21 protein-coding genes are annotated in these 23,731 nt (G+C 74.4%); 10 read left to right on the forward strand and 11 right to left on the reverse strand.

What is annotated here, in order from left to right; translation table 11 throughout:
* The first annotated feature begins 85 nt into the window (after window positions 1-85).
* A complete protein-coding gene (locus JNO44_RS42375) occupies window positions 86-643 on the forward strand; it encodes an isochorismatase family protein (protein WP_205369237.1) in 558 nt (185 codons plus the stop codon).
* Here JNO44_RS42375 and JNO44_RS42380 read toward each other — a convergent pair.
* Both JNO44_RS42380 and ggt read right to left on the reverse strand, forming a co-directional pair.
* Window positions 624-2,138, reverse strand: a complete 1,515-nt coding sequence (locus tag JNO44_RS42380) for an amidase (RefSeq protein ID WP_205369238.1) — start codon at window positions 2,136-2,138, stop codon at window positions 624-626. The genes JNO44_RS42375 and JNO44_RS42380 overlap by 20 nt on opposite strands.
* 171 nt (window positions 2,139-2,309) lie before the next feature.
* Window positions 2,310-4,133, reverse strand: a complete 1,824-nt coding sequence (ggt, locus tag JNO44_RS42385) for a gamma-glutamyltransferase (protein WP_205369239.1) — start codon at window positions 4,131-4,133, stop codon at window positions 2,310-2,312.
* 242 nt (window positions 4,134-4,375) lie between these two features.
* On the opposite strand from ggt, the gene JNO44_RS42390 reads away from it, so the two are divergent.
* From JNO44_RS42390 to JNO44_RS42415, 6 genes are all read left to right on the forward strand, one after another.
* Complete coding sequence (locus JNO44_RS42390; protein ID WP_205369240.1) at window positions 4,376-5,122, forward strand: hypothetical protein; 747 nt, start codon at window positions 4,376-4,378, stop codon at window positions 5,120-5,122.
* A gap of 50 nt (window positions 5,123-5,172) precedes the next feature.
* A complete protein-coding gene (locus JNO44_RS42395) occupies window positions 5,173-6,273 on the forward strand; it encodes a calcium:cation antiporter (protein WP_205369241.1) in 1,101 nt (366 codons plus the stop codon).
* Between the two features lie 321 nt (window positions 6,274-6,594).
* Entirely contained in the window at window positions 6,595-8,856 is a 2,262-nt protein-coding gene (locus tag JNO44_RS42400; protein WP_205369242.1) for an MMPL family transporter, read from the forward strand.
* A gap of 110 nt (window positions 8,857-8,966) precedes the next feature.
* Entirely contained in the window at window positions 8,967-9,947 is a 981-nt protein-coding gene (ligD, locus tag JNO44_RS42405) for a non-homologous end-joining DNA ligase (RefSeq protein WP_205369243.1), read from the forward strand.
* Between the two features lie 419 nt (window positions 9,948-10,366).
* The gene (locus JNO44_RS42410; protein ID WP_420882775.1) at window positions 10,367-11,371 is read left to right on the forward strand and encodes a glutathione S-transferase family protein; all 1,005 of its coding nucleotides are present in this window, start codon (window positions 10,367-10,369) and stop codon (window positions 11,369-11,371) included.
* A gap of 86 nt (window positions 11,372-11,457) precedes the next feature.
* Window positions 11,458-12,324 (forward strand): AraC family transcriptional regulator, encoded by an 867-nt coding sequence (locus JNO44_RS42415; protein ID WP_205369245.1) that lies wholly within the window; start codon window positions 11,458-11,460, stop codon window positions 12,322-12,324.
* Window positions 12,325-12,385: 61 nt separating this feature from the next.
* Here the strand turns inward: JNO44_RS42415 and JNO44_RS42420 are convergent, their stop codons facing one another.
* A complete protein-coding gene (locus JNO44_RS42420; protein ID WP_205369246.1) occupies window positions 12,386-13,726 on the reverse strand; it encodes an aminotransferase-like domain-containing protein in 1,341 nt (446 codons plus the stop codon).
* 132 nt (window positions 13,727-13,858) lie between these two features.
* Between JNO44_RS42420 and JNO44_RS42425 the strand changes: the two genes are divergently transcribed.
* Window positions 13,859-14,677, forward strand: a complete 819-nt coding sequence (locus JNO44_RS42425) for an alpha/beta fold hydrolase (protein ID WP_205369247.1) — start codon at window positions 13,859-13,861, stop codon at window positions 14,675-14,677.
* A gap of 96 nt (window positions 14,678-14,773) precedes the next feature.
* Here JNO44_RS42425 and JNO44_RS42430 read toward each other — a convergent pair whose 3' ends face one another.
* Entirely contained in the window at window positions 14,774-15,181 is a 408-nt protein-coding gene (locus JNO44_RS42430; RefSeq protein WP_338058605.1) for a methyltransferase domain-containing protein, read from the reverse strand.
* A gap of 228 nt (window positions 15,182-15,409) precedes the next feature.
* Between JNO44_RS42430 and JNO44_RS42435 the strand changes: the two genes are divergently transcribed.
* Both JNO44_RS42435 and JNO44_RS42440 read left to right on the forward strand, forming a co-directional pair.
* Complete coding sequence (locus JNO44_RS42435; RefSeq protein WP_205369248.1) at window positions 15,410-17,017, forward strand: alpha/beta fold hydrolase; 1,608 nt, start codon at window positions 15,410-15,412, stop codon at window positions 17,015-17,017.
* A gap of 114 nt (window positions 17,018-17,131) precedes the next feature.
* Complete coding sequence (locus JNO44_RS42440) at window positions 17,132-17,587, forward strand: pyridoxamine 5'-phosphate oxidase family protein (protein ID WP_205369249.1); 456 nt, start codon at window positions 17,132-17,134, stop codon at window positions 17,585-17,587.
* Window positions 17,588-17,659: 72 nt separating this feature from the next.
* Here JNO44_RS42440 and JNO44_RS42445 read toward each other — a convergent pair whose 3' ends face one another.
* The 7 genes from JNO44_RS42445 to pcaDC form a co-directional block, all read right to left on the reverse strand.
* Entirely contained in the window at window positions 17,660-18,523 is an 864-nt protein-coding gene (locus JNO44_RS42445; protein WP_205369250.1) for an amino acid ABC transporter permease, read from the reverse strand.
* Window positions 18,520-19,164 (reverse strand): amino acid ABC transporter permease, encoded by a 645-nt coding sequence (locus tag JNO44_RS42450; RefSeq protein WP_205369251.1) that lies wholly within the window; start codon window positions 19,162-19,164, stop codon window positions 18,520-18,522. The genes JNO44_RS42445 and JNO44_RS42450 overlap by 4 nt, the downstream gene beginning before the upstream one ends.
* A gap of 19 nt (window positions 19,165-19,183) precedes the next feature.
* Window positions 19,184-20,122, reverse strand: a complete 939-nt coding sequence (locus JNO44_RS42455) for a glutamate ABC transporter substrate-binding protein (RefSeq protein ID WP_205369252.1) — start codon at window positions 20,120-20,122, stop codon at window positions 19,184-19,186.
* A gap of 249 nt (window positions 20,123-20,371) precedes the next feature.
* The gene (locus tag JNO44_RS42460) at window positions 20,372-20,812 is read right to left on the reverse strand and encodes a DUF6278 family protein (protein WP_039631580.1); all 441 of its coding nucleotides are present in this window, start codon (window positions 20,810-20,812) and stop codon (window positions 20,372-20,374) included.
* Between the two features lie 123 nt (window positions 20,813-20,935).
* The gene (locus JNO44_RS42465) at window positions 20,936-21,715 is read right to left on the reverse strand and encodes an exodeoxyribonuclease III (protein WP_205369253.1); all 780 of its coding nucleotides are present in this window, start codon (window positions 21,713-21,715) and stop codon (window positions 20,936-20,938) included.
* A 30-nt stretch (window positions 21,716-21,745) separates the two neighbouring features.
* Window positions 21,746-22,384 carry an MBL fold metallo-hydrolase gene (locus JNO44_RS42470; protein ID WP_205369254.1) on the reverse strand — a complete coding sequence of 213 codons (639 nt, stop codon included), beginning with the start codon at window positions 22,382-22,384 and terminating at the stop codon, window positions 21,746-21,748.
* Between the two features lie 22 nt (window positions 22,385-22,406).
* Window positions 22,407-23,678 (reverse strand): bifunctional 3-oxoadipate enol-lactonase/4-carboxymuconolactone decarboxylase PcaDC, encoded by a 1,272-nt coding sequence (pcaDC, locus tag JNO44_RS42475; RefSeq protein ID WP_205369255.1) that lies wholly within the window; start codon window positions 23,676-23,678, stop codon window positions 22,407-22,409.
* Between the last annotated feature and the right edge of the window lie 53 nt (window positions 23,679-23,731).

Genomic DNA, 23,731 nt, shown 5'->3' on the forward strand with positions numbered 1-23,731 from the left:
GCTTCCCTCGACGAGCGCTTCCCTCGACGAGGGATCCCCCCAACCACCAATCCTCCCAACCGCCCTTACGCACCCAGGAGTTATCGTGCCCGCCAGTGTCCTCGACCCGACCACCGCGCTGGTCCTGATCGACCTTCAGAAGGGCATCACCGGACTGCCCACCGTCCATCCCGCCGCCGAGGTGGTGGCCCGCGGGGCCCGGCTGGCCGCGGCGTTCCGTGCCCACGGACTGCCGGTGGTCCTGGTGAACGTCACCGGCGGCGCGCCGGGCCGCACCGAGGCCGGGCGGGCTGGCGGCACCGGCACCCCGCCGGCCGACTGGGCCGAGCTGGTCGCCGAAGTCGACCGGCAGCCCGGCGACATCCTCGTCACCAAGCAGCGGTGGGGCGCCTTCCACGGCACCGAGCTGGACGCGGAGCTGCGCCGGCGCGGCGTCACCCAGGTCGTGTTCGCCGGGATCGCCACCAGCATCGGCGTGGAGTCCAGCGCCCGCGCCGCACACGAGCACGGCTACCACGTCACCGTCGCCGTCGACGCGGTGACCGACCTCGACGCGGAGGCGCACCGCAACAGCGTGGAGCGGATCTTCCCGCGGCTGGGCGAGACCGACACCACGGAGGCGATCATCGGTCTCCTGGGTTGAGGTCGGCGGCTGATGCGGCGGCCTGTCGCGGGGGCCGCCGCTCGTGCCAGCGCAGGGCGTCCTGGAGTTGGGCGGCCAGCGAGATCAGCCGCGGTTCGCCGTGCGCCGGGCCGAGCAGTTGGGCGCCCAGCGGCAGCCCGTCCGCGCTGAAGCCGGCCGGGACGCTGACGCCCGGCCAGCCCAGCACGTTCCACGGCCAGGCGTACGGGCAGGCCGCGATCATGGCCTTGTCGGTCTGCCAGCCGCTGAGCCTGGCGAGGGCGCCGACGCGCGGCGGCGGGGTCGCGGTGGTCGGCGTCAGCAGGACGTCGTAGGAGCCGAACAGTGCGCCGATGCGGTGCTGTTGCCGGCGCTCCACGGCGCGGGCCCGGCGCAGCGGCAGCCCGCCGAGCAGTCGGCCCAGCCGGGCCGCCTCCTGGGTGCGGCGGTCCAGCAGCCGGGGGTCGGGGACCCGGGCGGCCCACTCGCCGACGCCGGCGGTGGCGCGCGGCAGGAAGGACAGCCCGACCATCCCGTAGTCCGGTTCGGCCTCCTCGACGAAGTGGCCGAGGCCGGCCAGGGTGCGGGCCACCGCGGTCACCGCGGCCCGGACGTCCGGGTGCAGCGACTTGCGGGTGAAGGTGGCGGCGGCCTTCCAGGACAGTGCGATGCGCAGCCGCCCGGGGTCCCGGCCGGCGGCCTCGCGGGCCGCGATGGCCGGCGGCCGGTGCAGGTCCCCGTCGTGGTTGCCGCTGGCGACGTCCAGGAGCAGCGCGGCGTCCTCGACGGTGCGGGCCAGCGGGCCGATGCCGGTGATGCCCTGGAACGCCTCGGGGTCCGGCCAGGTCGAGATCCGGCCGCGCTGGGGTTTGATGCCGACGAGGTGGGACCAGGCGGCCGGGATCCGGACCGAGCCGGCGCCGTCGGTGCCGAGCGCGGCGGGGACCAGGCCGGCGGCGACCGCGGCGGCCGAGCCGCCGGAGGAGCCACCGGGGGTGTGCGCGAGGCTCCAGGGGTTGCGGGTGTCGCCGAAGGCCGGGCCCTCGGTGAACGGCCACTGGCCCAGTTCGCAGGCGTTGGTCTTGCCGACGATGATCGCGCCGGCCAGGCGTAGCCGCCGGACCACCTCGGAGTCGTGCGGTTTGGGCGGGAACACCCCGGCGCAGCCGAACGCGGTGGGTTCGCCCGCCACATCGGTGTCGTCCTTGACCGCGACCGGCACGCCGAGCAGCGGCAGCCGCTCCCCGGCGGCGAGCCGGCGGTCCGCCTCCGCGGCCTCGGCGAGCGCCGCCTCGGCCCGCACCCGGCGGAAGGCGTTGATGGTGTCCTGGCTGGCCGCGATGCGGTCCAGCGAGCGGTGCACCAGGTCGGTGGCGGTGACCCGCCCGTCGGCCAGGGCCTCGGCCTGCTCGGCGAGGCCCTCCCACTGTCCGTCCAGGCGGCCGGCGGGCCCCGGGCGGTGCGGGCGTTCCGGGGACGGCCCGGTCTGGCGTTCCTGGCTCTCGTCGACACTCACGCTGCGTGCCCTCCCTGGGACCGCTCATTCGAACGAACGGTCCCAGGAGGCTAATCGGCTCAGCGAGGGGCGGCAACGACGCCGCGCGGCGCGACACGGCGACGACACACGGACGGCACACACGGCCCGTCCGGGTGTCGCCGGCGGCGACGACCGGCCCCCGCAGGGGCGTTACGGCGCGGGGTGGACGACCATCGCGGAGCCGCCGCCGCGCCGGACCTTCTCGGCCGCCGCGAGCCAGCGGCCGTCCGGCAGCCGCTGTACGCCGGTGGCCGCGCCGATCTCCGGGTTCAGTTTGAAACTGTGGCCGAGGGCCTCCAGTTGCTTGCGCAGCGGGCTGTCCCACAGGGCCGGTTCGAGCTCGGTGGCGGCGGCGTTGCGCTGGCTGGCGCGCGGTGCGGCGATGGCGTCCACCAGCGGCATGCCGCGGTCGAGGTGGTTGACGAGGGTCTGCAGCACGGTGGTGATGATGGTGGCGCCGCCGGGCGAGCCCAGCGCCAGCACAGGGGTGCCATGGCGCAGCACGATGGTCGGGGAGATGGACGAGCGGGGCCGCTTGCCGGGGCCGGGCAGGTTCGGGTCGTGCACGGCCGGGTTGGCCGGCGCGAAGGAGAAGTCGGTGAGTTCGTTGTTGAGCAGGAAGCCGCGGCCGGGGACGGTGATGCCGCTGCCGCCGGTCTGCTCGATGGTGAGGGTGTAGGAGACGATGTTGCCCCACTTGTCGGCGACGGTGAGGTGGGTGGTGTTCTCCCCCTCGTACGTCGTCGGGGCGGCCGGGCCGGTGGTGCCGCAGGGCGTCGGGTGGCGCGGGTCACCGGGTGCGAGCGGGCTGGTGAGTGCCTTGCCGTCGTTGATCAGGCACTCCCGGGAGGCGGCGAACCGCTTGGAGGTCAGGCCCTTGACCGGGACGTTCTCGTAGGCCGGGTCGCCGACCCAGCGGCCGCGGTCGGCGAAGGCGATCCGGCTGGCCTCGATGTAGCGGTGCAGGAACTGCTTCTCGGTCAGGTGCGAAAGGTCGCTCTTCTCCAGGATGTTGAGCGCTTCGGCGACGCTGGTGCCGCCGGAGGAGGACGGGGCGATGCCGTAGACGTCCAGGCCGCGGTAGGTGGTGTGGGTCGGCGCGTGGCCGAGCGTCCGGTAGGCGGCGAGGTCGGCGGTGGTCAGGGCGCCGGGGCGGATCTTGCGGGTGCTCCCCGCGCGGACCGGTGGCCGCTGGACGGTGCGGACGACGTCCCGGCCGATCGCGCCGTGGTAGAGGGCGCCGACGCCCTTGCGGCCCAACTCCTGGTAGGTGCGCGCCAGGTCGGGGTTCTTCAGCGTCGAGCCGACGACCGGGAGCTTGCCGCCGGGCAGGAAGAGGGCGGCGGTCGCCGGGAAGTCGCGGAAGCGCGCCTCGTTGTCGGCGGTCTGCTTGCGGAAGGTCGGATCGACGGTGAAGCCCTTCGCGGCGAGCTGCTCGGCGGGCTTGAGGACCTGTGCCAGGGAGCGGCTGCCCCACTTCTTGAGGGCGCTGTCCCAGGTGGCCGGGGTGCCGGGGGTGCCGACGCTGAGTCCGCTGGTGACCGCGTCGTCGAACGGTATGGGCTTGCCGTTCTCCAGGAAGAGGTCCTTGGTGGCGGTGCGGGGGGCGGTCTCCCGGCCGTCGAGGGTGCGGATGGTCTTGGTTCTGGCGTCGTAGTAGACGAAGTAGCCGCCGCCTCCGACGCCGGCCGAGTAGGGCTCCGTGACGCCGAGGGCGGCGGCGGTGGCGACCGCCGCGTCGACCGCGTTGCCGCCCTTGCGGAGCACTGCGATGCCGGCGGCGGAGGCGTCCGCGTCGACGCTGGCGACCGCCCCGCCGTAGCCGACGGCGACCGGGGTCTTGGCGGGGGTGCTGCCGGGGACGGCGGGGCCGGGCCGGGGTGCCGCGGTCCGGGCGGCGGCCGGGACCGCCATCAGGGAGCCGGCCAGCGCGGCGGTGACTCCCAGGACGGTGAGACGTCGGGCGTTCGACATACCTGGACTTCCTCCTAGGGCGGTGCGAAGGGGGCGGCAGGGGCCGGAGCCTACCGGCGTCAACAGCGCGCCGACAGGGGGTATTTCGAGTGCCGACCACTGCTCGGCGGGACGGTCCGCGGGCCGGGACGGTTCGGGGCCGAGCCGCACGGTCCCGCCGTATCCGTATGGAACGGGACAAGCCGTACGGTCCGGCGGCCCGCCACCGAACACCGGCCCGACAGCGGCTACGCTCGCCCGCCATGGATGACACCCTGCTGCCGCTCCTGACCGCGGCGCTGGCCCTCGTCGTGGGGCTGGCCGCCGGCTGGGCCGGGCTCTCCGCGGCCACCCGCCGCAAGCTCGCCCGCGAACAGGGCTTCTTCGGGCTGCCCGACGGATCCGAGTGCGTCCTGGTCACCCACCGGGACAGCGCCTCGGCCCAGTGGAGCATCCCGCGGCACGACGCACTGGCGCTGCTGGGGCTGGCCTCGGTGATCGAGAACTGCGGCGCGCACCCGGAGGTCGCCCCGCACGACACCGGGCTCCAGGGCTTCGGGGCGCGCACCGAGTTCTGCGTCGGCGACCCGACCGCGCACCGCCGGCTGGCCGCGCACATGGCGAACCTGCTGCCGGGCGTCGCGGTCCACCCGGGTGACGCGACGGGCGCCGGCCGGGGCGCCCTCACCGTCGGCGGGACGACGTACCGGCTGGAGCCGGGGGCGGTGGAGTACGTGCTGCTGGCCCGGCTGACGGCCGGGGAGGGCGGCCGGCCGGTGTTCCTGGCGGCCGGTCAGCGGCCGGTCACCCACCGGGCCGCGGTCCGCCATCTGGTACGCAACCGGTCCCGGCTGGCCCGCCGGTACGGCACGGACGGGCAGTTCGCGCTGCTGCTGAAGGTGGTCAACTCGCAGGCGTACGGGCCCGATGTGGTGGAGCTGGTGGCCGACGTCAGCAAGGCGGCGCTGGCGCCGGCGGAGACCAAGGGGCAGCACCGGGCGACCGCCTGAGGCCGCTTCACCGACGGGCGGGGGTCCGACTTCTCTGCCAGGCTCGGGGCATGACTCCCCGCCCGCGCACGCCCTTGGTGCACTGGACCGGTGTGCTGCCGGTCGCGGCGGTGGTGCTGCTGGCCCTCATCTGGGGCCGGTCGCTGCCCACCGCGCTGGTGGGCGCGGTGTCGCTGTTCCTGGCCGCGGCGGTGCTGGCCGCGGTCCACCACGCGGAGGTGATCGCGCACCGGGTGGGCGAGCCGTTCGGGTCGCTGGTGCTGGCGGTCGCGGTGACCATCATCGAGGTGGCGCTGATCGTCACGCTGATGGTCGACGGCGGGGAGAAGAGCGCCGGGCTGGCCCGGGACACGGTCTTCGCGGCCGTCATGATCACCTGCAACGGCATCGTCGGGCTCTGCCTGCTGGTCGGTGCGCTCAAGCGGCGGGTGGCGGTCTTCAACGCCGAGGGCACCGGGGCGGAGCTGGCCTCGGTCGCCACGCTGGCCGGGCTGAGTCTGGTGCTGCCGTCCTTCACCACCACCACGCCCGGGCCGCAGTTCTCCGGTCCGCAGCTGGTCTTCGCGGCGCTCGCCGCGCTGGCGCTGTACGGGCTGTTCGTCACCACCCAGACCATCCGGCACCGGGACTACTTCCTGCCGGTCACCACGGCCGGCGAGGTGATCGACAGCGAGGACCACGCCGACCCGCCGTCCCTCAGGGCCGCGCTGAGCAGTCTGGGGCTGTTGGTGCTGGCACTGGTCGCGGTGGTGGGGCTGGCCAAGGCGGTCTCGCCCACCATCGAGTCCGGGGTGGCCGCGGCGGGCCTGCCGTCGTCCGTGGTCGGCGTGGTGATCGCGCTGCTGGTACTGCTCCCGGAGACCATCGCGGCGGTCCGCGCGGCCCGCCGGGACCGGATCCAGACCAGCATCAACCTCGGCCTGGGCTCGGCCATGGCCAGCATCGGCCTGACGATCCCCGCGGTCGCGCTGGCCACGATCTGGCTCAAGGGTCCGCTCGTCCTGGGCCTGGGGGCCAGCCACATGGTGCTGCTGGCGCTCACCGTCGTCGTCGGCACCCTGACGGTGGTGCCCGGCCGAGCCACCGTGCTCCAGGGCAGCGTCCACCTGACGCTGCTGGCGGCGTACCTCGTGCTGGCGGTCAGCCCCTGAGGGGACGCGCGGGCCGCCCGTCGTCCACGGCGGCGGGAGGCGGGCGGCGACCCGAGGCCGGCCAGTGACACAGGGTGATCAAGGCGTGAGGGTCGTCACTCTGCGCTCCGGCCCCCGACTCGATGGTTTATCGTTCAATTGGCAGCGTGCCCCATGGGCCGCGCCCCACGATCCGCCCCGGTCGGGTTCCCCCGTCCGGCCGGGGCTTCCCCCTCCTCCCGGCCCGGTACGGCGGCCTCCGCCCCCGTACGCCCGCCGCCGGACCACCCGTCTTGCTCCCCCCGCATGCCGCCGCGCCGGAACGCGCCTTGAATGCGAGGCATGTCGTTGCCGAATGCGCCGGGCCGCCGGCGGCCCGAAGGGGCCCTGGGGCGCCTCGGGGAGTGGTGTGCCCGACACGCCGTGACCGTCGTCGTGCTGTGGCTGGTGGGACTGGCCGGCGTCCAGATACTCCAGCGGACGTTCGGCGGGGCCCACGCCGACGACTTCTCGCTGCCCGACGCCCGGTCCACCCGGGGGCGGGCGGTCCTCGCCGCGCACCAGCCGACCGCCGGCGGATTCGCCGGCCAGGTGGTGCTGCACGCCGGCCGGCCGCTGACCGGCCTCGCCGGCCCGATCGCGCGCGCCACCACCGACCTGGCCGGGCTGCCGGGCGTGGTGTCCGCGCAGGGCCCGCTGCCGCCGTCCGAGGCGCCGCACACCGGGCCGCGCCGGGCCGACGGCCGGACCGGGTACCTCACCGTGCGGTTCCGGGAACCGCCGGGGAGCCTGCGGCCGGAGGTCCTGCCGGGCGTGGACCGGGCCGTGGCGCCGCTGCGCGCGGCGGGCGTCCAGGTGGAGTACGGCGGGGCGCTGGGCGACCTGGCACGCCCGGGCACCGACGACCGGCTGAGCGAACTGCTCGGGTTCGCGGTGGCGGGGCTGGTGCTGCTGGCGGGGTTCGGCAGCGTGCTGGCCGCCGGGGTGCCGCTGCTGACCGCGCTGATCGGCGTGGTCTGCGGGCTGGGCTGCCTGGGGCTGCTGGCCGCCGCGTTCACCTTCGCCGCCGTCTCCCCCACCCTGGCCACCATGATCGGCCTCGGCCTGGGCATCGACTACGCGCTGTTCCTGATCACCCGTCACCAGCAGCTGCTGCGGGACGGCGCGGACCCGGCCGTGGCCGCGGGTCGGGCGGTGGCCGGCAGCGGGCGGGCGGTCCTGGTCTCCGGCGGGACCGTGCTCGTCGCGCTGGCCGGGCTGGCCGTCACGGGCGTCGGCTTCCTCGCCGCGCTGGCCGCCGCGGCGGCCCTCACCGTGGTCACCGCGGTGCTCGGCGCGCTCACCCTCGTCCCGGCCCTGCTCGGGCTGCTCGGCCGGCGGATCGACCGGTTCCGGGTGCGCCGCCCGGTCGCCGCGGCCGGGGAACCCGGCGCCGGGGCGCACCGCGGGCTGCGCGCCGCCCGGCGGGTGACCCGTCATCCGTGGCCGCATCTGGTGGGCGGGGTACTGGTGCTGGCGGTGCTCGCCGTCCCGGCGTTCTCGATGCGGCTGGGACACCTCGACGACGGCACGGACCCGCCGTCGGCCACCGGCCGGCGGGCGCACGACCTGGTGTCCGCGGCGTTCGGGCCCGGTGCGACCGGGCCGCTGACACTGGTCGTCGACCGGAGCGCGGTGCCGGAGGCCGACCGTCCGGCGCTGGCGGACCAGGCCCGGCAGGTCCTCGGGCGGATCCCCGGCACCACCGCGGTCACCCCGCTCCGGGTGTCCCCGGACGGCGCGGTGCTGTCCGCCACCGCCTATCCCGCGCACTCCCCGCAGGACGCGGAGACCGCCGCGCTCACCCGCCGCCTGGCGGACTCCGTGCTCCCCCGGGCACTGCGGGGTTACGAGGCCCACGGCTATGTCACCGGTGCCACCGCGACCCAGGTGGACTTCCGGGACCTGATCGCCGCCCGGCTGCCGCTGATCCTCGCGGTGCTGGTGTGCCTGGCCTTCCTGACCGTCCTGGTCGTGTTCCGGGGCGTGCTGGTCGCGGCGCAGGCCGCGGTGGTCGCCCTGCTCTCGCTCGCGGCGTCGTACGGGGCGGTGGTGGCGGTCTTCCAGTGGGGGTGGGGCGGCCCCGCGCTGGGGGTCGCGGGCCGGGTACCGGTGGAGGCCCATGTGCCGCTGCTGATGTGCGCGCTCGCCTTCGGGCTGAGCATGGCCTACGAGATCTTCCTGCTGTCCCGGATCCACGCGGGCCGGCCGCGGCACCCCGACCCGGCGGAGGGCGTGGCGCAGGCGCTGGCCGGCACCGCCCGGCTGATCAGCTGCGCCGCACTGGTCCTGGCGGGGGTCTTCGCGGCCTTCCTGCTCAGCGACGACGCGGTGGCGAAGATGCTCGGGCTGGGCCTGGCGGTGGGCGTGCTGATCGACGCGACGGTGGTGCGGCTGCTGCTGGCGCCCGCGGCGCTGGCGCTGCTGGGCCCGCGGGCCTGGTGGGTGCCGTGGTGGCTGGACCGGGCGCTGCCGGTGGTGGATCCGGAAGGGGCGGCGCGACCGCGGCCCCGACCGCCGCGGGCCGCGGAGCCGGTGGGGCAGGCGGGGGCGGCGGAGCACTGACAGCGGGGCCCACCGGGGCCGGCCGGATCGGCGGCGGCCCGGTCGCGGTGCGGCCGCGGCCCCGTCGCGCCCGGCCTGCGGGGACCACCGCCTCCGCCGATCATCGGAGTATGGCCCTGACCCCCAGGGGCGGCGGCGCGGCCCCGCCCCCGTATCCCGTGATCCGGCCGATGCTGGCCGTGCTCGGGCCGCTGCCGCCCGAGCCGGAGCAGCCGGCCTGGGCGTTCGAGGCCAAGTGGGACGGGGCCCGCTGCATCGTCAACGTCTCCGACGACGGCACCGTGCGACTGGTCTCCCGGGCCGGCAACGACGTCACCACGACCTATCCCGAACTGGGCCCGCTCGGGCAGCAACTGCGCGGCCGGCCCGCGGTGCTGGACGGCGAGGTGGTGGTGCTGGACCCCGCCGGCCGGCCCGACTTCGGGCTGCTGCAGCGGCGGATGGGCGTGCTCAACCCGCGCCGCACCGCCCGGCTGGCGATGGAACTCCCCGTTCAGCTGGTGCTCTTCGACGTGATGTATCTGGGCGGGCCGCTGCTGGACGCGCCGTACCACGAGCGGCGGGCGGTGCTGGCCGGGCTGGGGCTGGCCGGACCCAACTGGTCGGTGCCGGGGTACGTGGCGGGCCACGGCCACCAGGCATGGGAGGCGGCGCTGCGCGGTGGCCTGGAGGGCGTGATGGCCAAACGACTGTCCTCGCCGTACCTCCCCGGACTGCGCTCACCCGACTGGGTGAAGACCAAGTACCAGGAGACGCTGGACGTCGTCGTCGGCGGCTGGACGGAGGGACACGGGGCGCTCGGCGGGCTGCCGGGATCGGTGCTGGCGGGTGTCGAGGAGCCGGGCGGGCTGCGGTTCGTGGGCGCGGTGGGCTCGGGCCTCTCCGACCACGAGCGGCGGGAGCTGGCGGGCTATCTGAGCGTGATCCCGCTGGACCACTCGCCGTTCGTCAACGACGTGGAGCTGGCGGGCGTGCACTGGGCGGAGCCGCGGCTGGTGGCCGAGATCGCCTTCAGCGGGTGGACGTCGGCGGGCCGGCTCCGGCATCCGGTCTGGCACCGACTGCGGCCCGATCTGACCTGGTTGGGCTGACCGGGTCGGGCTGCCCGGGGCAGGTCGCACCGCGCCGGGCAGGGCCCCCGGAATTCCGCGAGGACCGGTCTTCCGGCGGAGCCGTCCGGTGGATTCCCCTCGACCGCCGGCGGCGTCACCGGTGGCCGTCGTCGGCGCCAGCAGCGCAACGCCGGCGAGGGCCGCTCCCCCACTCTCCCGATCGCCGGACGCTGGCAGGTGAATCCCGTCCCCCACCGGCGAGTTGGAAATCCCCGCAGCGGCGAATTCTCCGGGCACATCGTCAGGATCGGCCGTGCGCCGGGCGGCTGACATACCGGAGAATTCCCGACGGCCCGGGAAGGATCCGGGGGACGCCGCCCGCGCCCCGACGGAAGGAACCCGCGATGCCCGGCCCCGCCCCCGAGCCCACCCCCGACTCCGCGCCGGCGCCCGACGGCATGGGCAACCGCGCGTCCGGCCGCCGCCCCTTCACCCGCTCCCCCAGCCACTTCGCCGACCGCGTCACCGCCGACGGCCGCGACGGCTGGCCGGTGGCGGCCGGCCGCTACCGGCTGGTGGCCAGCCGCGCCTGCCCCTGGGCGAGCCGCGCGGTGATCTCCCGGCGGCTGCTCGGCCTGGAGGACGCGCTGTCGCTGGCCCTCGTCGACCCCCTCCAGGACGACCGCAGCTGGCGGTTCACCCTCGCCCCGGACGGCCGGGACCCGGTCCTCGGCATCCGCTTCCTCAGCGAGGCGTACGACGCCCGCGAGACCGGCTACCCCGGCGGCGTCAGCGTCCCCGCCCTCGTGGACGTCCCCAGCGGGAAGCTGGTCACCAACGACTTCCAGCAGCTCACCCTGGACTTCGCGACCGAGTGGACGGCGCTGCACCGGCCCGGGGCGCCCGACCTCTACCCCGAGGCCCGCCGCGTGGAGATCGACGAGGTGATGGCGGACGTCTACCGCGACGTCAACAACGGGGTGTACCGCGCCGGTTTCGCCACCGACCAGGACGAGTACGACGCGGCCTTCGGTCCGCTCTTCGACCGGCTGGACCGGCTCGCCGACCGGCTGTCGGACCGGCGCTACCTGGTCGGCGACACGCTCACCGAGGCCGACATCCGGTTGTTCACCACGCTCGTCCGCTTCGATCCCGTCTACCACGGCCACTTCAAGTGCAACCGGTTCAAGCTCGCCGAGGACCCGGTGCTGTGGGCGTACGCCAAGGACCTGTTCCAGACGCCCGGGTTCGGCGACACGGTGGACTTCCACCACATCAAGCAGCACTACTACCGGGTGCACACCGGCATCAACCCCACCGGCATCGTCCCGCTCGGCCCGGACCTCTCCGGCTGGCTGACGCCGCACCACCGCGAGGAGTTGGGCGGCCGGCCGTTCGGCGACGGCACGCCGCCGGGCCCGGTCCACCCGGGCGAGGAGGTCCCTCCGTCGGGGCGCCCCTGACCACCCGACCGGACCGGGCACCGAATGTCGGGTGCGGCAGAGTGGACCTTCCCTAGCGTGAGGAACCGAAAGGGAAGGAGACCGAGGTGCTGGAGCGGCTGAACGAGGCCATGGAGCACATCGAGGCCCACCTCGACCAGCCGGTCGGGGCGGGCGAGCTGGCGCGGATCGCCATGACGTCGGAGTACCACTTCCGGCGGATGTTCTCCGCGCTGGCCGGAATGCCGCTGTCGGAGTACCTGCGGCGCCGGCGGCTGACCGTCGCGGGCGCCGAGGTACTGGCCGGCGAGCGGACGCTGCTGGACATCGCGGTGCGGTACGGCTACGGCTCGGGCGAGGCGTTCGCCCGAGCGTTCCGCAGCATGCACGGCGTGGGCCCGGGCGAGGCCCGGCGGACCGGTGCGGCGCTGCGCTCCCAGCCTCGGATGGCCTTCCGCCTCACCGTCGAAGGGAGCAGCACCATGCAGTACCGGATCGTGGCGAAGGACGAGTTCCGGGTCGTGGGCAAGAAGGCCCGGGTGCCCCTGGTGTACCACGGGGTCAACCCCGCCATCGCCGCGTTCGTCAAGGGCCTGGGTCCGCAGACCCGGCGGCGGATCGAGGAGTTGTCCGACCAGGAGCCGAAGGGGATCGTGTCGGTCTGCGACGACCTCGACCCCGGTCGCGCCGAGGGCAGCGAACTCGACTACTACCACGCCGTGGTGTCGGACGCCCCGGTCCCCGGCGACCTGGACGCGCTCACCGTCCCGGCCGGCACCTGGGCGGTCTTCACCAACACCGGGCCCTACCCGCAGGCACTCCAGACCCTGTGGGGGGACATCTACGCCCAGTGGTTCCCGTCGAACCCGTACCGCAGCCGGCCCGGCCCGGAGATCCTGCGCGTACAGGCGTCGCCGGACGGGGCGGGGGCGACCGCGGAGCTCTGGATACCGGTGGAGCGGACGTCGGTGTGACGGAACGGGGCCCGCCCCGCCAACTCACCGAGACGGACAAGCTGTTGAGGTTCTTCGGCGGCTACTCCGCGCCGGCGTCCTCCGGGGCCCGGCGGGCCAACCCGGCCAGCACGTCGAGGGCCTCGGCCAGGACGTCGAGGGACGGCGAGGACAGCGCCAGCCGCACCGCGTTGGGGACGTGCCCGGCGCCGGCGGCGAAGGCGCCCGACGGGGTGACCGCGATGCCGTGGCGGGCCGCGGCGGCCACGAAGGTGTCCGCCCGCCAGGGCTCGGGCAGCTCCCACCAGCAGTGGTAGGAGTGCGGGTCGGTGCGCAACCGCTGGCCGGCGAGGCGCTCCGCGGCGAGTCGCTGGCGGGCCGCCGCGTCGGCGCGCTTCTCGGCCTCGACGGCGGCGGCGGTGCCGTCGCCCAGCCAGCGCACCGCCGCCTCCAGGGCGAAACCGGACGGCGTCCAGGCGCCGGAGCGGAGCGCCGCGGCGAAGTCGGGGGCGTCCGCGCGGTCCGGGGGCACCAGGAACCCGAGCGTCAGCCCGGAGGCGAGCCGCTTGGAGAGGCTGTCGACGAGCACCGTGCGCTCCGGCGCGAGGGCGGCGAGCGGCGGCAGGTCGGGGCGGAGGAATCCGTAGACCGCGTCCTCGACCGCGCAGAGGTCCAACTCGCCCATGGTGGCGGCGAGTTCCGCGCGGCGGGTGTCGGGCATGGTGGTGCCGAGCGGGTTGTGCAGCGCCGGTTGCAGATAGACCGCGCGCAGCGGGGCGGCGGCGCGCAGCGCGTCGGGGGTGACCCCCTGCTCGTCCATCGCCAGCGGGACGAGGGTGATGCCGAGACGGGCCGCGATGCCCTTGACGACGGGGAAGGTGAGCGCTTCGACGCCGAGGCGCTCCCCGGGCGGGACCAGGGCGGCGAAGGCGGCGGCGAGGGCCTCCCGGCCGCTGCCGGCGAAGAGCAGCCGGTGGGCGTCGGGGGCCCAGCCGGCCCGGGCGAGGTGTGCGGCGGCGGCCTGCCGGGCGGCCGGGGTGCCGGCGGCGGTGCCCGGGCGGAGCGCCGCGGCCCGCGCGTCGCCCTGCTGGAGCAGTTGACCGAGGCTGCGCGCGAGGAGCGCGTCGTGCCCGGGCAGAACGGGGAAGTTGAGCTCCAGGTCGATCCGGTGGCCGCCGGGCTCGGCCAGCGCGGGCTCGGTCGCCGGGGGCGCCGTGCGGACGAAGGTGCCGCGGCCGACCTCGCCCACCGTCAGGCCGCGGCGGCCCAGTTCGCGGTAGACCCGGGCCGCGGTCGAGTCGGCGATCCGTCGCCGCCGGGCGAACCGACGCAGCGGCGGCAGCCGGTCCCCCGGGCGGAGCCGGCCCTGGGTGATGGCCGCGGCCAGCTCGTCGGCGATGGCACGGTAGTCCTCCCCCGTCATTGCTGCTCCCCTCCCCGACATTGCACCGAGCGCATTATTTCTATTGTGCCGAGACAATGCCCCTCATAGCATCGAGCCGTCAACTCCCCGACGCAGCAGGGCCGCAGGTGGTGCGGCAAGGAGAGGCGTGTCATGGCATCGGTGCAATGCGGAGAGATCACGGTCGCCTACGAGGACGAGGGCAGCGGTGCACCGCTGGTCCTCATCCACGGGCACCCCTTCGACCGCTCGATGTGGCGCCCGCAGACGGCACACTTCAGCCGCGCCGGGATGCGGGTGATCGCACCGGACCTCCGTGGCTACGGCGGGAGTTCGGTGGTGCCCGGCAAGACCCTCCTGGAGACCTTCGCCCGGGACGTCGCCGCCCTGCTCGACCACCTCGGGATCGAGCGCTGCGTCCTGGGCGGACTGTCCATGGGCGGGCAGATCGTCATGGAGTGCTACCGGCAGTTCCCGGAGCGGATCCGGGGTCTGCTGCTCGCCGACACCTTCGCGGCGGCGGACACCGCGGAGGGCCGGGCGGTGCGGCTGCGGACCGCGGAACGCCTGCTCGCGGAGGGCATGGACGGGTACGCGCACGAGGTGCTGCCCAAGATGATCGCGCCGGCGAACGTCACGGCGCTGCCGACGGTCGCCGAGCACGTCCTGGGGATGATGCGGAACGCCTCCCCCGAGGGCGCCGCGGCCGCCCTGCGCGGTCGGGCGGAGCGGCGGGACTACACCGGGCTGCTGCCGCGGATCACCGTGCCCACCCTGGTCGTGGTGGGCACGGAGGACGAGTTCACCCCGGTCGCCGACGCCCGCGCGATCCACCAGGCGACGCCCGGTTCGCGCCTGACGGTCATTCAAGGAGCTGGCCACATGCCGAATCTGGAGCGCCCGGAGGAGTTCAACGCGGCACTGACCGAATTCCTGGCGACGATGCCCGCCCAGGTCACGCCGGAGGACTGAGCACGCCGGTGCGCGGCGGACCCCGGCGGCCGTCGGGGAAGACGGTCAGTTCGGTGGCGTCGACCCGGCTGATGGCCGCAACCGTCCGCGGCCCCACTACCCGGCGACCCGCCCGGAGGCCAGCAACGCCGTGTGCGGCAGGGACAGTTGCCCGTCGGGGAAGGGGAGGTGGGGAAGGGCGGCGAGCCGGACGACGGCTCCCGGGGCGGCGGTCGCGGCGCTGCGCACCATGTCGGGTTCGGCGTCCACGGCGGTCACCCGGGCCCCGCGGGCGCAGGCCGCCGCAGCGGCGGTGCCGGTCCCGGTGCCGGCGTCCAGTGCCCGGGTGCCCTCGGTAACGCCCGCGGCGTCCAGCAGCCGCGGGACCGTATACGCGCACAGTCGGCCGAACCCCGCCGCGAACGCGTCGGCGCGGCCCGCCCACGCGAGCCGCTCACCGGCGTCGAACGGCGTCTCCGCCGCGTCCGCCGCGTTCGCCCCCTCCGGACCCGTCACTCCCGCCACGCCGACCCCTCGCGTTTCGTTCCGTCGCGTCCCTTCCGTGAACGTCTCAGGCGGCACCGAACTCTCCCCCGCCGCATCGGCGTTACCCAGCCGTAACCTACCGATGGGTTACCAAGGGTAAGCAACGGACCTTACTCTCCAGTCACATCGGGCCACCGGGCGCCCCTCCTGTCCCAGGATCCTCGGGACAGCGTCCCGTGCGGCTCGCGTCGAGATCTGGAGCAGAAGATGACGTCCTCCCGCACCACGCTGCGCGCCGCCATCGGTACCGTCTCCGCGGCGGTGCTCGCCGGCACGGTCCTCACCGGCGCCCCGGCGAGCGCCGCCCCGGCGCCCGCCCGCACCGCGGCCACCGCCCGGCCGGCGGCCACCGGCTCCCCCACCCTGCGGTTCGTCGACATCACCGGGGCCGGCGGGATCACGCTCAAGGCGAACGTCTTCACCCCCGCCGGGGCCGACGGCAGCCGTCGGTACCCGCTCGTCGTGCTGCCCACCAGCTGGGCGATGCCACAGGTCGAATACCTGGCGCAGGCCCGCCGGCTCGCCGAGGCCGGGTACGTCGTGGTCGGCTACAACTCGCGCGGCTTCTGGCAGTCGGGCGGCCAGATAGAGACCGCCGGACCGCAGGACGTCGCCGACGCCTCCAAGGTCGTCGACTGGGCGCTGGCGCACACGCCGGCCGACCCGCACAAGGTCGGCATGGCCGGGGTCTCCTACGGCGCCGGGATCAGCCTGCTGGCCGCCGCGTCCGACAAGCGGATCAAGGCGGTCGCGGCGCTCAGCGGCTGGGCCGACCTGATCGGCTCGATCTACAGCGGGCGCACCCCGCACCTCCAGGCGGCGGCCGTGCTGGGCGGCGCGGGCGCGCTGACCGGCCGGCCCAGCCCCGAACTCCAGCAGGTCCTCAAGGACTTCCTGAGCGCCGACATGTCCAAGGAGAAGGACATGATCGCGTGGGGTCGGAAGCGCTCGCCCGCCACCTACCTCGACCGGATCAACGCCAACGGTGCGGCGATCCTGCTCGGCAACGCCTGGGGCGACTCGCTCTTCCCGCCCGACCAGTACGCGGCGTTCTTCGAGAAGCTCAAGGGCCCCAAGCGGCTGGAGTTCCGCCCCGGCGACCACGCCACCGCCGAAGGGCTGGGGCTGCTCGGACTGCCCAACGACACCTGGAACGACTCCAAGCGCTGGCTCGACCACTACCTCAAGGGCGTCGACAACGGCATCGACCGGGAGCCGCCGGTCCTCCTCAAGTCCCGTTCCACCGGCGCCTACGAGGGCTACAAGAGCTGGCGGGACGTGCCCTCCGCGCACCGCCGGATCGCCCTCGACGGCACCCGGCGCGTCCGCACCGGCATCGACTCCGGCGCCGACGGCGGACTGATCTTCCTCTCCAGCATGCTCGACCAGTTCTTCCGGCTCCCGCCGATGGCGTCGATCCCGCTGCTGCCGCGCTCGGCCGCCGCCGTCTGGCAGTCCGCGCCGTACCCGACCGCGCAGCGGGTGCGCGGCACCACCCGGCTGCACACCACCGTGACCAGCACCGCGAGCAGCGGCACCGCCATCGCCTACCTCTACGACGTCGGCCCGCTGGGCCTGGGCAAGCTCGTCACCCACGCGCCGTTCACCTTCCACGACAAGACCCCGGACCGGCCGTTCGGCGTGGACCTGGACCTCTTCGCCACCGCCTACGACGTACCGGCCGGGCACCGGCTCGCGGTCGTCGTCGACACCGTCGACCCGCTCTACATCGCCCAGAACCCCGCCGGCGCCCGGCTGACGTTCTCCTCCCCGGCGGACGACCCGTCGTATGTCTCGGTGCCGGTCCGCGACTGAGACCACGGGGGCCCCAGGCCCCGGCCATGACCCATCGGGGAGAGGCCCTAGGGCCGTCGCCCTACGGCTCGCGGCCGAAGCGGTGGGCGGGGAAGGCTCGTTACGCTCGCCGCCATGAGGACTCTCCCCCCGCCCCGCGACACCGGGCAACGCAAACGGGACACGCTGCGGCTGCTGGAGACGGAGGAGGACGCCTGGGTGTCGTCCGCCTCCGCCGACGGCGCGGCCACCCTGGTGCCGCTGTCGTTCGTCTGGCACGGCGAGCGCCTGGTGATGTCCACCAAGGGCACGAACCCCACCGCCCGCAACCTCGCCGCCCGCCCGGAGAGCCGGGTGGCGCTGGGCACCACCCGGGACGTGGTGCTGGCCGACTGCACCGTGGAGGTCCTGGCCAACGACGCGCTGCCGCAGGACGCCGCGGACGCCCTCGGGGCCAAGCTCGGCTGGAACCCGCGCGGCCACGCGCCGTGGGTCTTCCTCCGCTTCACCCCGCACCGGCTGCTGGTCTGGCGCGAGGAGAACGAGCTGCCCGGGCGGGAACTGATGCGGGACGGCGTCTGGCGGATCTGACGCCGCACGGGCCGCGCTGGACCACCGGTCGGACCGCCCGCCCCGGTGAACGGGCCGCCGGGCCGGGCCCGTTCACCCCCGCGCCCGGTGGTCCTCCTGCTGGAGCGTCGCCGGCTCCGGGGCCGCCACCCCGCCCGCCTCGACCTTGGGATTGCGCCGCTGCCGCCGGGCGACCCAGGTGGCCGACCAGGACAGCAGCATGCACATCCCGATGTACACCGGCGAGATAATCATGACGACCGGGATGAACGGCAGGTCGTAGTCGAGGTTGGACGCGATGAGCTTGCCGGCGTGCAGGAACTCCTCGTAGGTGATGAGGAAGCCGAGCGAGGTGTCCTTCAGCGCCACCACCAACTGGGAGATGATCGCCGGCAGCATCGCCCGGACCGCCTGCGGCACCAGCACGTACCGCATCACCTGGGTCTTGCGCATCCCCAGCGCGTACGCGGCCTCGCCCTGGCCGCGCTCCACGGCGTTCACCCCGGACCGGAACACCTCCGCCAGCACCGAGCCGTTGTACAGCGTCAGCCCGCTGACCAGGGCCGTCAATGGCTCCGCGCGCAGCGCGACATAGATGAAGAAGATCAGCACCAGCACCGGCATGGCCCGGAAGAACTCCACCAGCAGGGTGCCGGCCCAGCGGATCGGCCGGTGCGCGGAGAGCCGCCCGGCCGCCAGCACCCCGCCCAGCGCCGGCGCCAGCACCGCCGCCAGCCCGAACGCCCGCAGGGTGTTGCCCAGCCCGGTGAGCAGCAGCTCCTGGATGCCCTGATAGGCGAAGGGGGTCCACTTCGCCGCGGTGAACTGGTGGGTGTGGAAGAGGAGGAAGAGGATCCAGCCGACCAGGGCGAGCAGCACCAGCGTCCCGACGAGCCCGACGCACCGGTGCCGGCGCCGGGCCCGCGGACCTGGCAGGTCGTACAGGACGGTGCTCATCGGACCACTCCGTACCGCTTCTCCAGCGCGTTGAAGAGCGCGCTGATGGTCAGGGTCACGAGGAGGTAGCCGACCGCGATCCAGACGAAGGACCAGATGATGCTGTAGCCCCTCTCGTTGAGCGGCCGGTAGACGCCGAGGAGTTCGACGACGCTGAACGAGCCGGCGATCGCGGAGTTCTTGGCCAACGCGATCAGGGTCGATCCGATGGGCGGGATGACCGCGCGGAACGCCTGCGGCAGCACCACCAGGCCGAGCGTCTGCGGGAAGGTCATGCCCAGGCTGCGGGCCGCCTCGCCCTGCCCGGCCGGCACGGTGTTGATGCCGGCGCGCACCGCCTCGCAGACGAACGCGGAGGTGTAGCAGCCCAGCGCCAGGACCGCGAACAGGGTGAAGGGCAGCACCAGACCGAACCGCGGCAGCCCCAGCAGCACCGCGAAGAACAGCAGGGTCAGTGGGGTGTTACGCAGCACCGTCACCCAGGCCGTGCCGAAGACCCGCAGCGAGCGGACCGGCGCGATCCGGAAGGCCGCCATCAGGAAGCCGAGGACGAGGGCCAGCAGGGAGGCGTAGACGGTCAGTTCGACGGTGCCCAGCAGACCGTGCCCGTAGAGGGAGAGGTTGTCGAGGAGGACGTTCATCGGTCGGTTCCTTGGCTCCTCAGGTCGCCGGGTAGCGGTCGATCGGGGGCGGCGCGGGCGGCGGCATCCCGGACACGCCGAGCGTCGCCTCGTACGCCTTCCGCCAGGTGCCGTTCCGCTCGGCCGCGGCGAGCGCGTCGTCCAGCGCGAACCGCAACGCGTCGTCGTCGCGCCGCACGCCGATGCCGTACGGCTCCTTCGAGAACGGCTCGCCGACGACCTTCAGTTGGTCGGGCACCTTGGCGGCGTAGCCGAGCAGGATCGCGTCGTCGGTGGTGACCGCGTCGACCTGGTACGTCAGCAGGTTGTCCACGCACACCGAGTAGCTGTCGTAGGCGACCAGGACGGCCTTGGGGTACTGGGCCCGGATGCGCTGGTACGCGGTGGAGCCGGCGACCGAGCAGACGCGCTTGCCGGCCAGGTCCTGCGGGCCGCGGATGTCGTGCTCGTCGCTGCGCACCAGCAGCGACTGGCCCGCCAGGTAGTACGGGCCGGCGAAGCCGATCTGCTGCTTCCGTTTGGCGTTGATGGTGTACGTGCCGACATAGAGGTCGATCTGGCCGTTCCGCAGCGCGGTCTCGCGGTTGGCGGAGGCGACGGTGCGGAACGTGACGGCGTGTTCGGGGAAGCCGAGCGCGGCGGCCAGCATCGTGGCGATCTCGATGTCGAAGCCGCGGTAGGTGCCGCTGGCCGGGTCCCGTTCGCCGAGGTAGGGCTGGTCCTCCTTGACGCCGATGACGAGCCGGCCGCGGCGCTTGGCGGCCGTCCAGGTCGGCGAGTCGGACAGCGAGAAGTCCCGGGCCACCGGGTAGCTGGGCAGGTCGGCGGCGGTGGGGCCCTTGACGGGCGGGCTGCCGGGGCGGCCGCAGCCGGCCGCAGCCGGCACGAGGAGGGCGAGCAGCAGCACGGCGAGCAGGGCCGGGCGGGCGCGGCGGCGCGGGGCGGGAAGGTGCGGCATCGCGGCGCGCCGTTCAGTGCTCGACGGTCCGGCCGCCCGAACGGCCCGGGGGCGCTCCCGGCCGCCGGCCGCCCGAGGGCTGCGCGGGGCGTGTGTCGGCCGGGATCCCGCGCGGCTCGGTCAGTGCGTCACGGGCCATGGGCCGCCCCGCCCCCTCTCGTCCGTGCAGCGGAGAGATCGCAACGTACCCATGCGCACGGGGCGCTTCGCCGGTGACACGCGCGGGGCGGGCCGATCGGCCCCGGCGGGTCAGCCCTCCGCGACCTCGGCGTAGAGGTGGGAGAGCTCGGGGGCGCCGTCGTCGGCCCAGGCATGGCCGGCCGCCACCACGTCGATCTCCCGGCCGGACGCCAGCCGCACCACCGGCTGCCCGTCCGGCCAGACGTGCCAGACCGCGCCGCGGACCGTGCGCACCAGGACCGTGCCGAGGTAGAGCCCGGCGTCGTTGCCGAGCCAGGTCAGCACCTCGGGGTCGTCGCGCCACACCGGCTGGAGCTGGTCGAGTTCCTCCAACGACCGTACTGAGTCGTCGAGTTCGACCCCGGCGGTGGCCGCCTGGTCGCGCAGCAACTCGCATTCGGAGAGCAGCTCGACGACGCTCTCGGGATCCGCGCGCACCGACTCGGCCAGCGGCACCGATCCGGCCGCGTCCGTGCGCCTACGCCACTTGTCCAGGAAAGACAGGTTCATGGTGCGAGGGTCCCACCCACCCCCGCACCGCGGCCACAGGGCGCGCGGCGCGGCGATGGGGCCGCCTCCGCACCGCCGTGCGCCACCCCGGCGCATCGGGGAGGCGACCGGCGCACGACCGGCTCACACGTCGAGGTCGACCACCACGGGCGCGTGGTCCGAGGCGCCCTTGCCCTTGCGCTCCTCGCGGTCGACGTAGGCGTCCGAGACGGCCTTGGCGAACGGGGCGTTGCCGTAGACCAGGTCGATGCGCATGCCGCGGTTCTTGGGGAAGGCGAGCTGGCGGTAGTCCCAGTAGGTGTAGGGACGGTCGTACTTCAGCGGGCGGGGCACGACGTCCGACAGGCCGGCCTCGCGCAGGGCGGCCAGGGCGGCGCGCTCGGCCGGCGTGACGTGGGTGAGGCCCTCGAAGACGGCCGGGTCCCAGACGTCCTCGTCGGTGGGGGCGACGTTGTAGTCGCCGAGGACCGCGAACGGGCGGCTGCCCGCGGCGTCCTCGGCCACGGCCGCCTTCAGGGCCTCGAACCAGCCGAGCTTGTAGGTGTAGTGCGCATGATCGACCTCGCGGCCGTTGGGGACGTAGACCGACCAGACGCGGGCCGGGCCGCAGGTCGCGGAGACCGCACGGGGCTCCTGCACACCGTCGTACTCCGGGCCGCCGGGCAGGCCCGTGACCACGTCCGCCAGACCCACCCGGGAGAGCAGCGCGACGCCGTTCCACCGGCCGTTGGCGTTGACCGCGGCCTCGTAGCCCAGCTCGCGGAGCTGGTCGTAGGGGAACTGCTCGTCGGAACACTTGGTCTCCTGGACGCACAGCACGTCCGTGCCGGACTTCTCCAGCCAGGCCAGCAACCTCGGGAGGCGGGCGGTGATCGAGTTGACGTTCCAGGTCGCGATGCGCATATCCGTAAACCTACAGCGCGGCACCGACAATCAGCCCACCACGGTGTGCGCCCCCGGGGTGAGGCGGCCGTGGTCGGTCCCGCCGAGCTTGTCGATCATGCCGTCGTAGACCGGGCGGGCGTGGTCCTGGAGCAGGCTGTCGTGGATGTCGATGGCCCGGCGCGGGGCGACCGCGCGGAGGTAGTCGATGATCTCGGCGACCTTGTTCCAGGGGGCGTGGACCGGCAGCAGCAGGGTGTCGACGGCGCGGCCCTCGGGGACGGTCAGCGCGTCGCCGGGGTGGAAGACGGTGCCGTCCAGGAGGAAGCCGACGTTGGTGATGCGCGGGATGTCGGGGTGGATCACCGCGTGCAGCTGCCCGTACACCTCGACCTCGAAGCCGGCGGCGGTGAAGGCGTCGCCCTCGCCGACGGTGTGCACCCGGCCGGGGAAGGCCGCGGAGATCTGGTCGGCGACGCTGGCCAGGGTCCAGATCTCGGCGGCGGGCTCGGCCTCCATGGCCCGTCGCAGCCGGCCCTCGTCGAAATGGTCCAGGTGCTCGTGCGTCACCAGGATCGCGTCCGCACCGACGGCCGCGTCCTCCTCGCTGAACGCCCCCGGATCGATGACCAGCGTCCGCCCGTCCTTCTCGATCCGAACGCAGGCGTGGGTCTTCTTGGTGAGTTCCATGAGGTCATCTTGCCCCCGGGCCTCACCCCTCCGGGGTCGTCTCCTCCTGGATGACCTTCTGGGCCACCGCGAAGGCGGAGTTGGCGGCCGGGACGCCGCAGTAGACCGCGGTGTGCAGCAGGATCTCCTTGATCTCCGCGGGCGTCAGGCCGTTGCGGAGGGCGGCGCGGGTGTGCAGCGCGAGCTCCTCGCGGTGGCCGCGGGCGACCAGCGCGGTGAGCGTGATGACGCTCCGGGTGCGGCGGTCCAGGCCCGGTCGGGTCCAGGTCTCGCCCCAGGCGTAGCGGGTGATGAAGTCGTGGAAGTCGGCGCTGAAGTCGTCGGTGGTGGCCTCCACCTGGTCCACGTGGGCGTCGCCGAGCACCTCGCGGCGGACCTTGATGCCCTGCTCGTACATGCCGCCGCGGACCTGGGCGGGCTGCGAGAGGCCGGATTCGATGGCGGGTGGCGCGTGGGTGGGCATCGGGGGCGCGAGCTGCGGCTTGGGGGCGGCCGCGCTGATGGCGGCGGGGCCGGGCTTGTCCTGCCAGGCGGTGCTGAAGTGGCGGATGAGCAGTTCGCTGACGGCGGCGGGCTGCTCGACGGGGGCCAGGTGCGAGGTGCCGGGGATCAGCGCCAGGCTGGCGTCCGGTATGCCGGCGACCAGGGTGCGGGCCTCGGTGGTCGGCGTGACCTGGTCCTCGGCACCGACGACGACGAGCGTGGGCACGCCCACCCGGCCCAGGGAGGACCGCACGTCGTAGGCGGCCAGCGCCTCGCAGGCGGCGATGTAGCACCCGGGGTCGGTGGTCCGCACCATCTGGACGGCCCACTCGACGATGGCGGCCTGGCCGCCGGCGAAGCCCGGGGTGAACCAGTGCTCGGGCGCGGTGCGAGCGATCGGTTCGAGCCCGTTGGTGCGGATCACCACACCGCGCTGGCGCCAGGCGTCGGCGGTGCCGTAGCGCGGCGAGGACGAGACCAGTGCGAGGGAGGTGACGCGCTGCGGGCGGGTGAGGGCCAGCTGGATCCCCACGGCGCCGCCCAGGTCGCAGCCGGCGTAGCCGAACCGCTCCACGCCCAGGACGTCGAGGGTCGCGACCAGCCGGTCGGCGACTTCGGCGATGGAGGTCGCTGCGTGCGCGGGCGATCCGCCGTGGCCGGGCAGGTCGAAGCGGATGACGCGCCATTGACGTGTCAGCTCGGGGATCTGCCGATCCCACATGTGCCAGGTCGTCCCGAGGGCGGCCCCCAGGACGAGGACGGGGGCGCCATCGGGACCGTCGATCCGGTGCTGCAGGGTCTTCTCGCTCACCCGACCACGCTAACCGACGCCGTGACGCGGTCCTGACACCCGGGTCAGGAAGC

It is taken from the genome of Streptomyces noursei, from assembly GCF_016917755.1.
In the GTDB taxonomy this organism is placed as follows: Bacteria; Actinomycetota; Actinomycetes; order Streptomycetales; family Streptomycetaceae; genus Streptomyces; species Streptomyces yunnanensis.

Coding starts and splice junctions, on each gene's coding strand:
- ggt (WP_205369239.1), bottom strand. CDS start 4,133: ATGTCGAACGCCCGACGTCTCACCGTCCTGGGAGTCACCGCCGCGCTG.
- JNO44_RS42390 (WP_205369240.1), top strand. CDS start 4,376: ATGGATGACACCCTGCTGCCGCTCCTGACCGCGGCGCTGGCCCTCGTC.
- JNO44_RS42395 (WP_205369241.1), top strand. CDS start 5,173: ATGACTCCCCGCCCGCGCACGCCCTTGGTGCACTGGACCGGTGTGCTG.
- JNO44_RS42400 (WP_205369242.1), top strand. CDS start 6,595: ATGTCGTTGCCGAATGCGCCGGGCCGCCGGCGGCCCGAAGGGGCCCTG.
- ligD (WP_205369243.1), top strand. CDS start 8,967: ATGGCCCTGACCCCCAGGGGCGGCGGCGCGGCCCCGCCCCCGTATCCC.
- JNO44_RS42410 (WP_420882775.1), top strand. CDS start 10,367: ATGGGCAACCGCGCGTCCGGCCGCCGCCCCTTCACCCGCTCCCCCAGC.
- JNO44_RS42420 (WP_205369246.1), bottom strand. CDS start 13,726: ATGACGGGGGAGGACTACCGTGCCATCGCCGACGAGCTGGCCGCGGCC.
- JNO44_RS42425 (WP_205369247.1), top strand. CDS start 13,859: ATGGCATCGGTGCAATGCGGAGAGATCACGGTCGCCTACGAGGACGAG.
- JNO44_RS42435 (WP_205369248.1), top strand. CDS start 15,410: ATGACGTCCTCCCGCACCACGCTGCGCGCCGCCATCGGTACCGTCTCC.
- JNO44_RS42440 (WP_205369249.1), top strand. CDS start 17,132: ATGAGGACTCTCCCCCCGCCCCGCGACACCGGGCAACGCAAACGGGAC.
- JNO44_RS42445 (WP_205369250.1), bottom strand. CDS start 18,523: ATGAGCACCGTCCTGTACGACCTGCCAGGTCCGCGGGCCCGGCGCCGG.
- JNO44_RS42450 (WP_205369251.1), bottom strand. CDS start 19,164: ATGAACGTCCTCCTCGACAACCTCTCCCTCTACGGGCACGGTCTGCTG.
- JNO44_RS42455 (WP_205369252.1), bottom strand. CDS start 20,122: ATGCCGCACCTTCCCGCCCCGCGCCGCCGCGCCCGCCCGGCCCTGCTC.
- JNO44_RS42460 (WP_039631580.1), bottom strand. CDS start 20,812: ATGAACCTGTCTTTCCTGGACAAGTGGCGTAGGCGCACGGACGCGGCC.
- JNO44_RS42465 (WP_205369253.1), bottom strand. CDS start 21,715: ATGCGCATCGCGACCTGGAACGTCAACTCGATCACCGCCCGCCTCCCG.
- JNO44_RS42470 (WP_205369254.1), bottom strand. CDS start 22,384: ATGGAACTCACCAAGAAGACCCACGCCTGCGTTCGGATCGAGAAGGAC.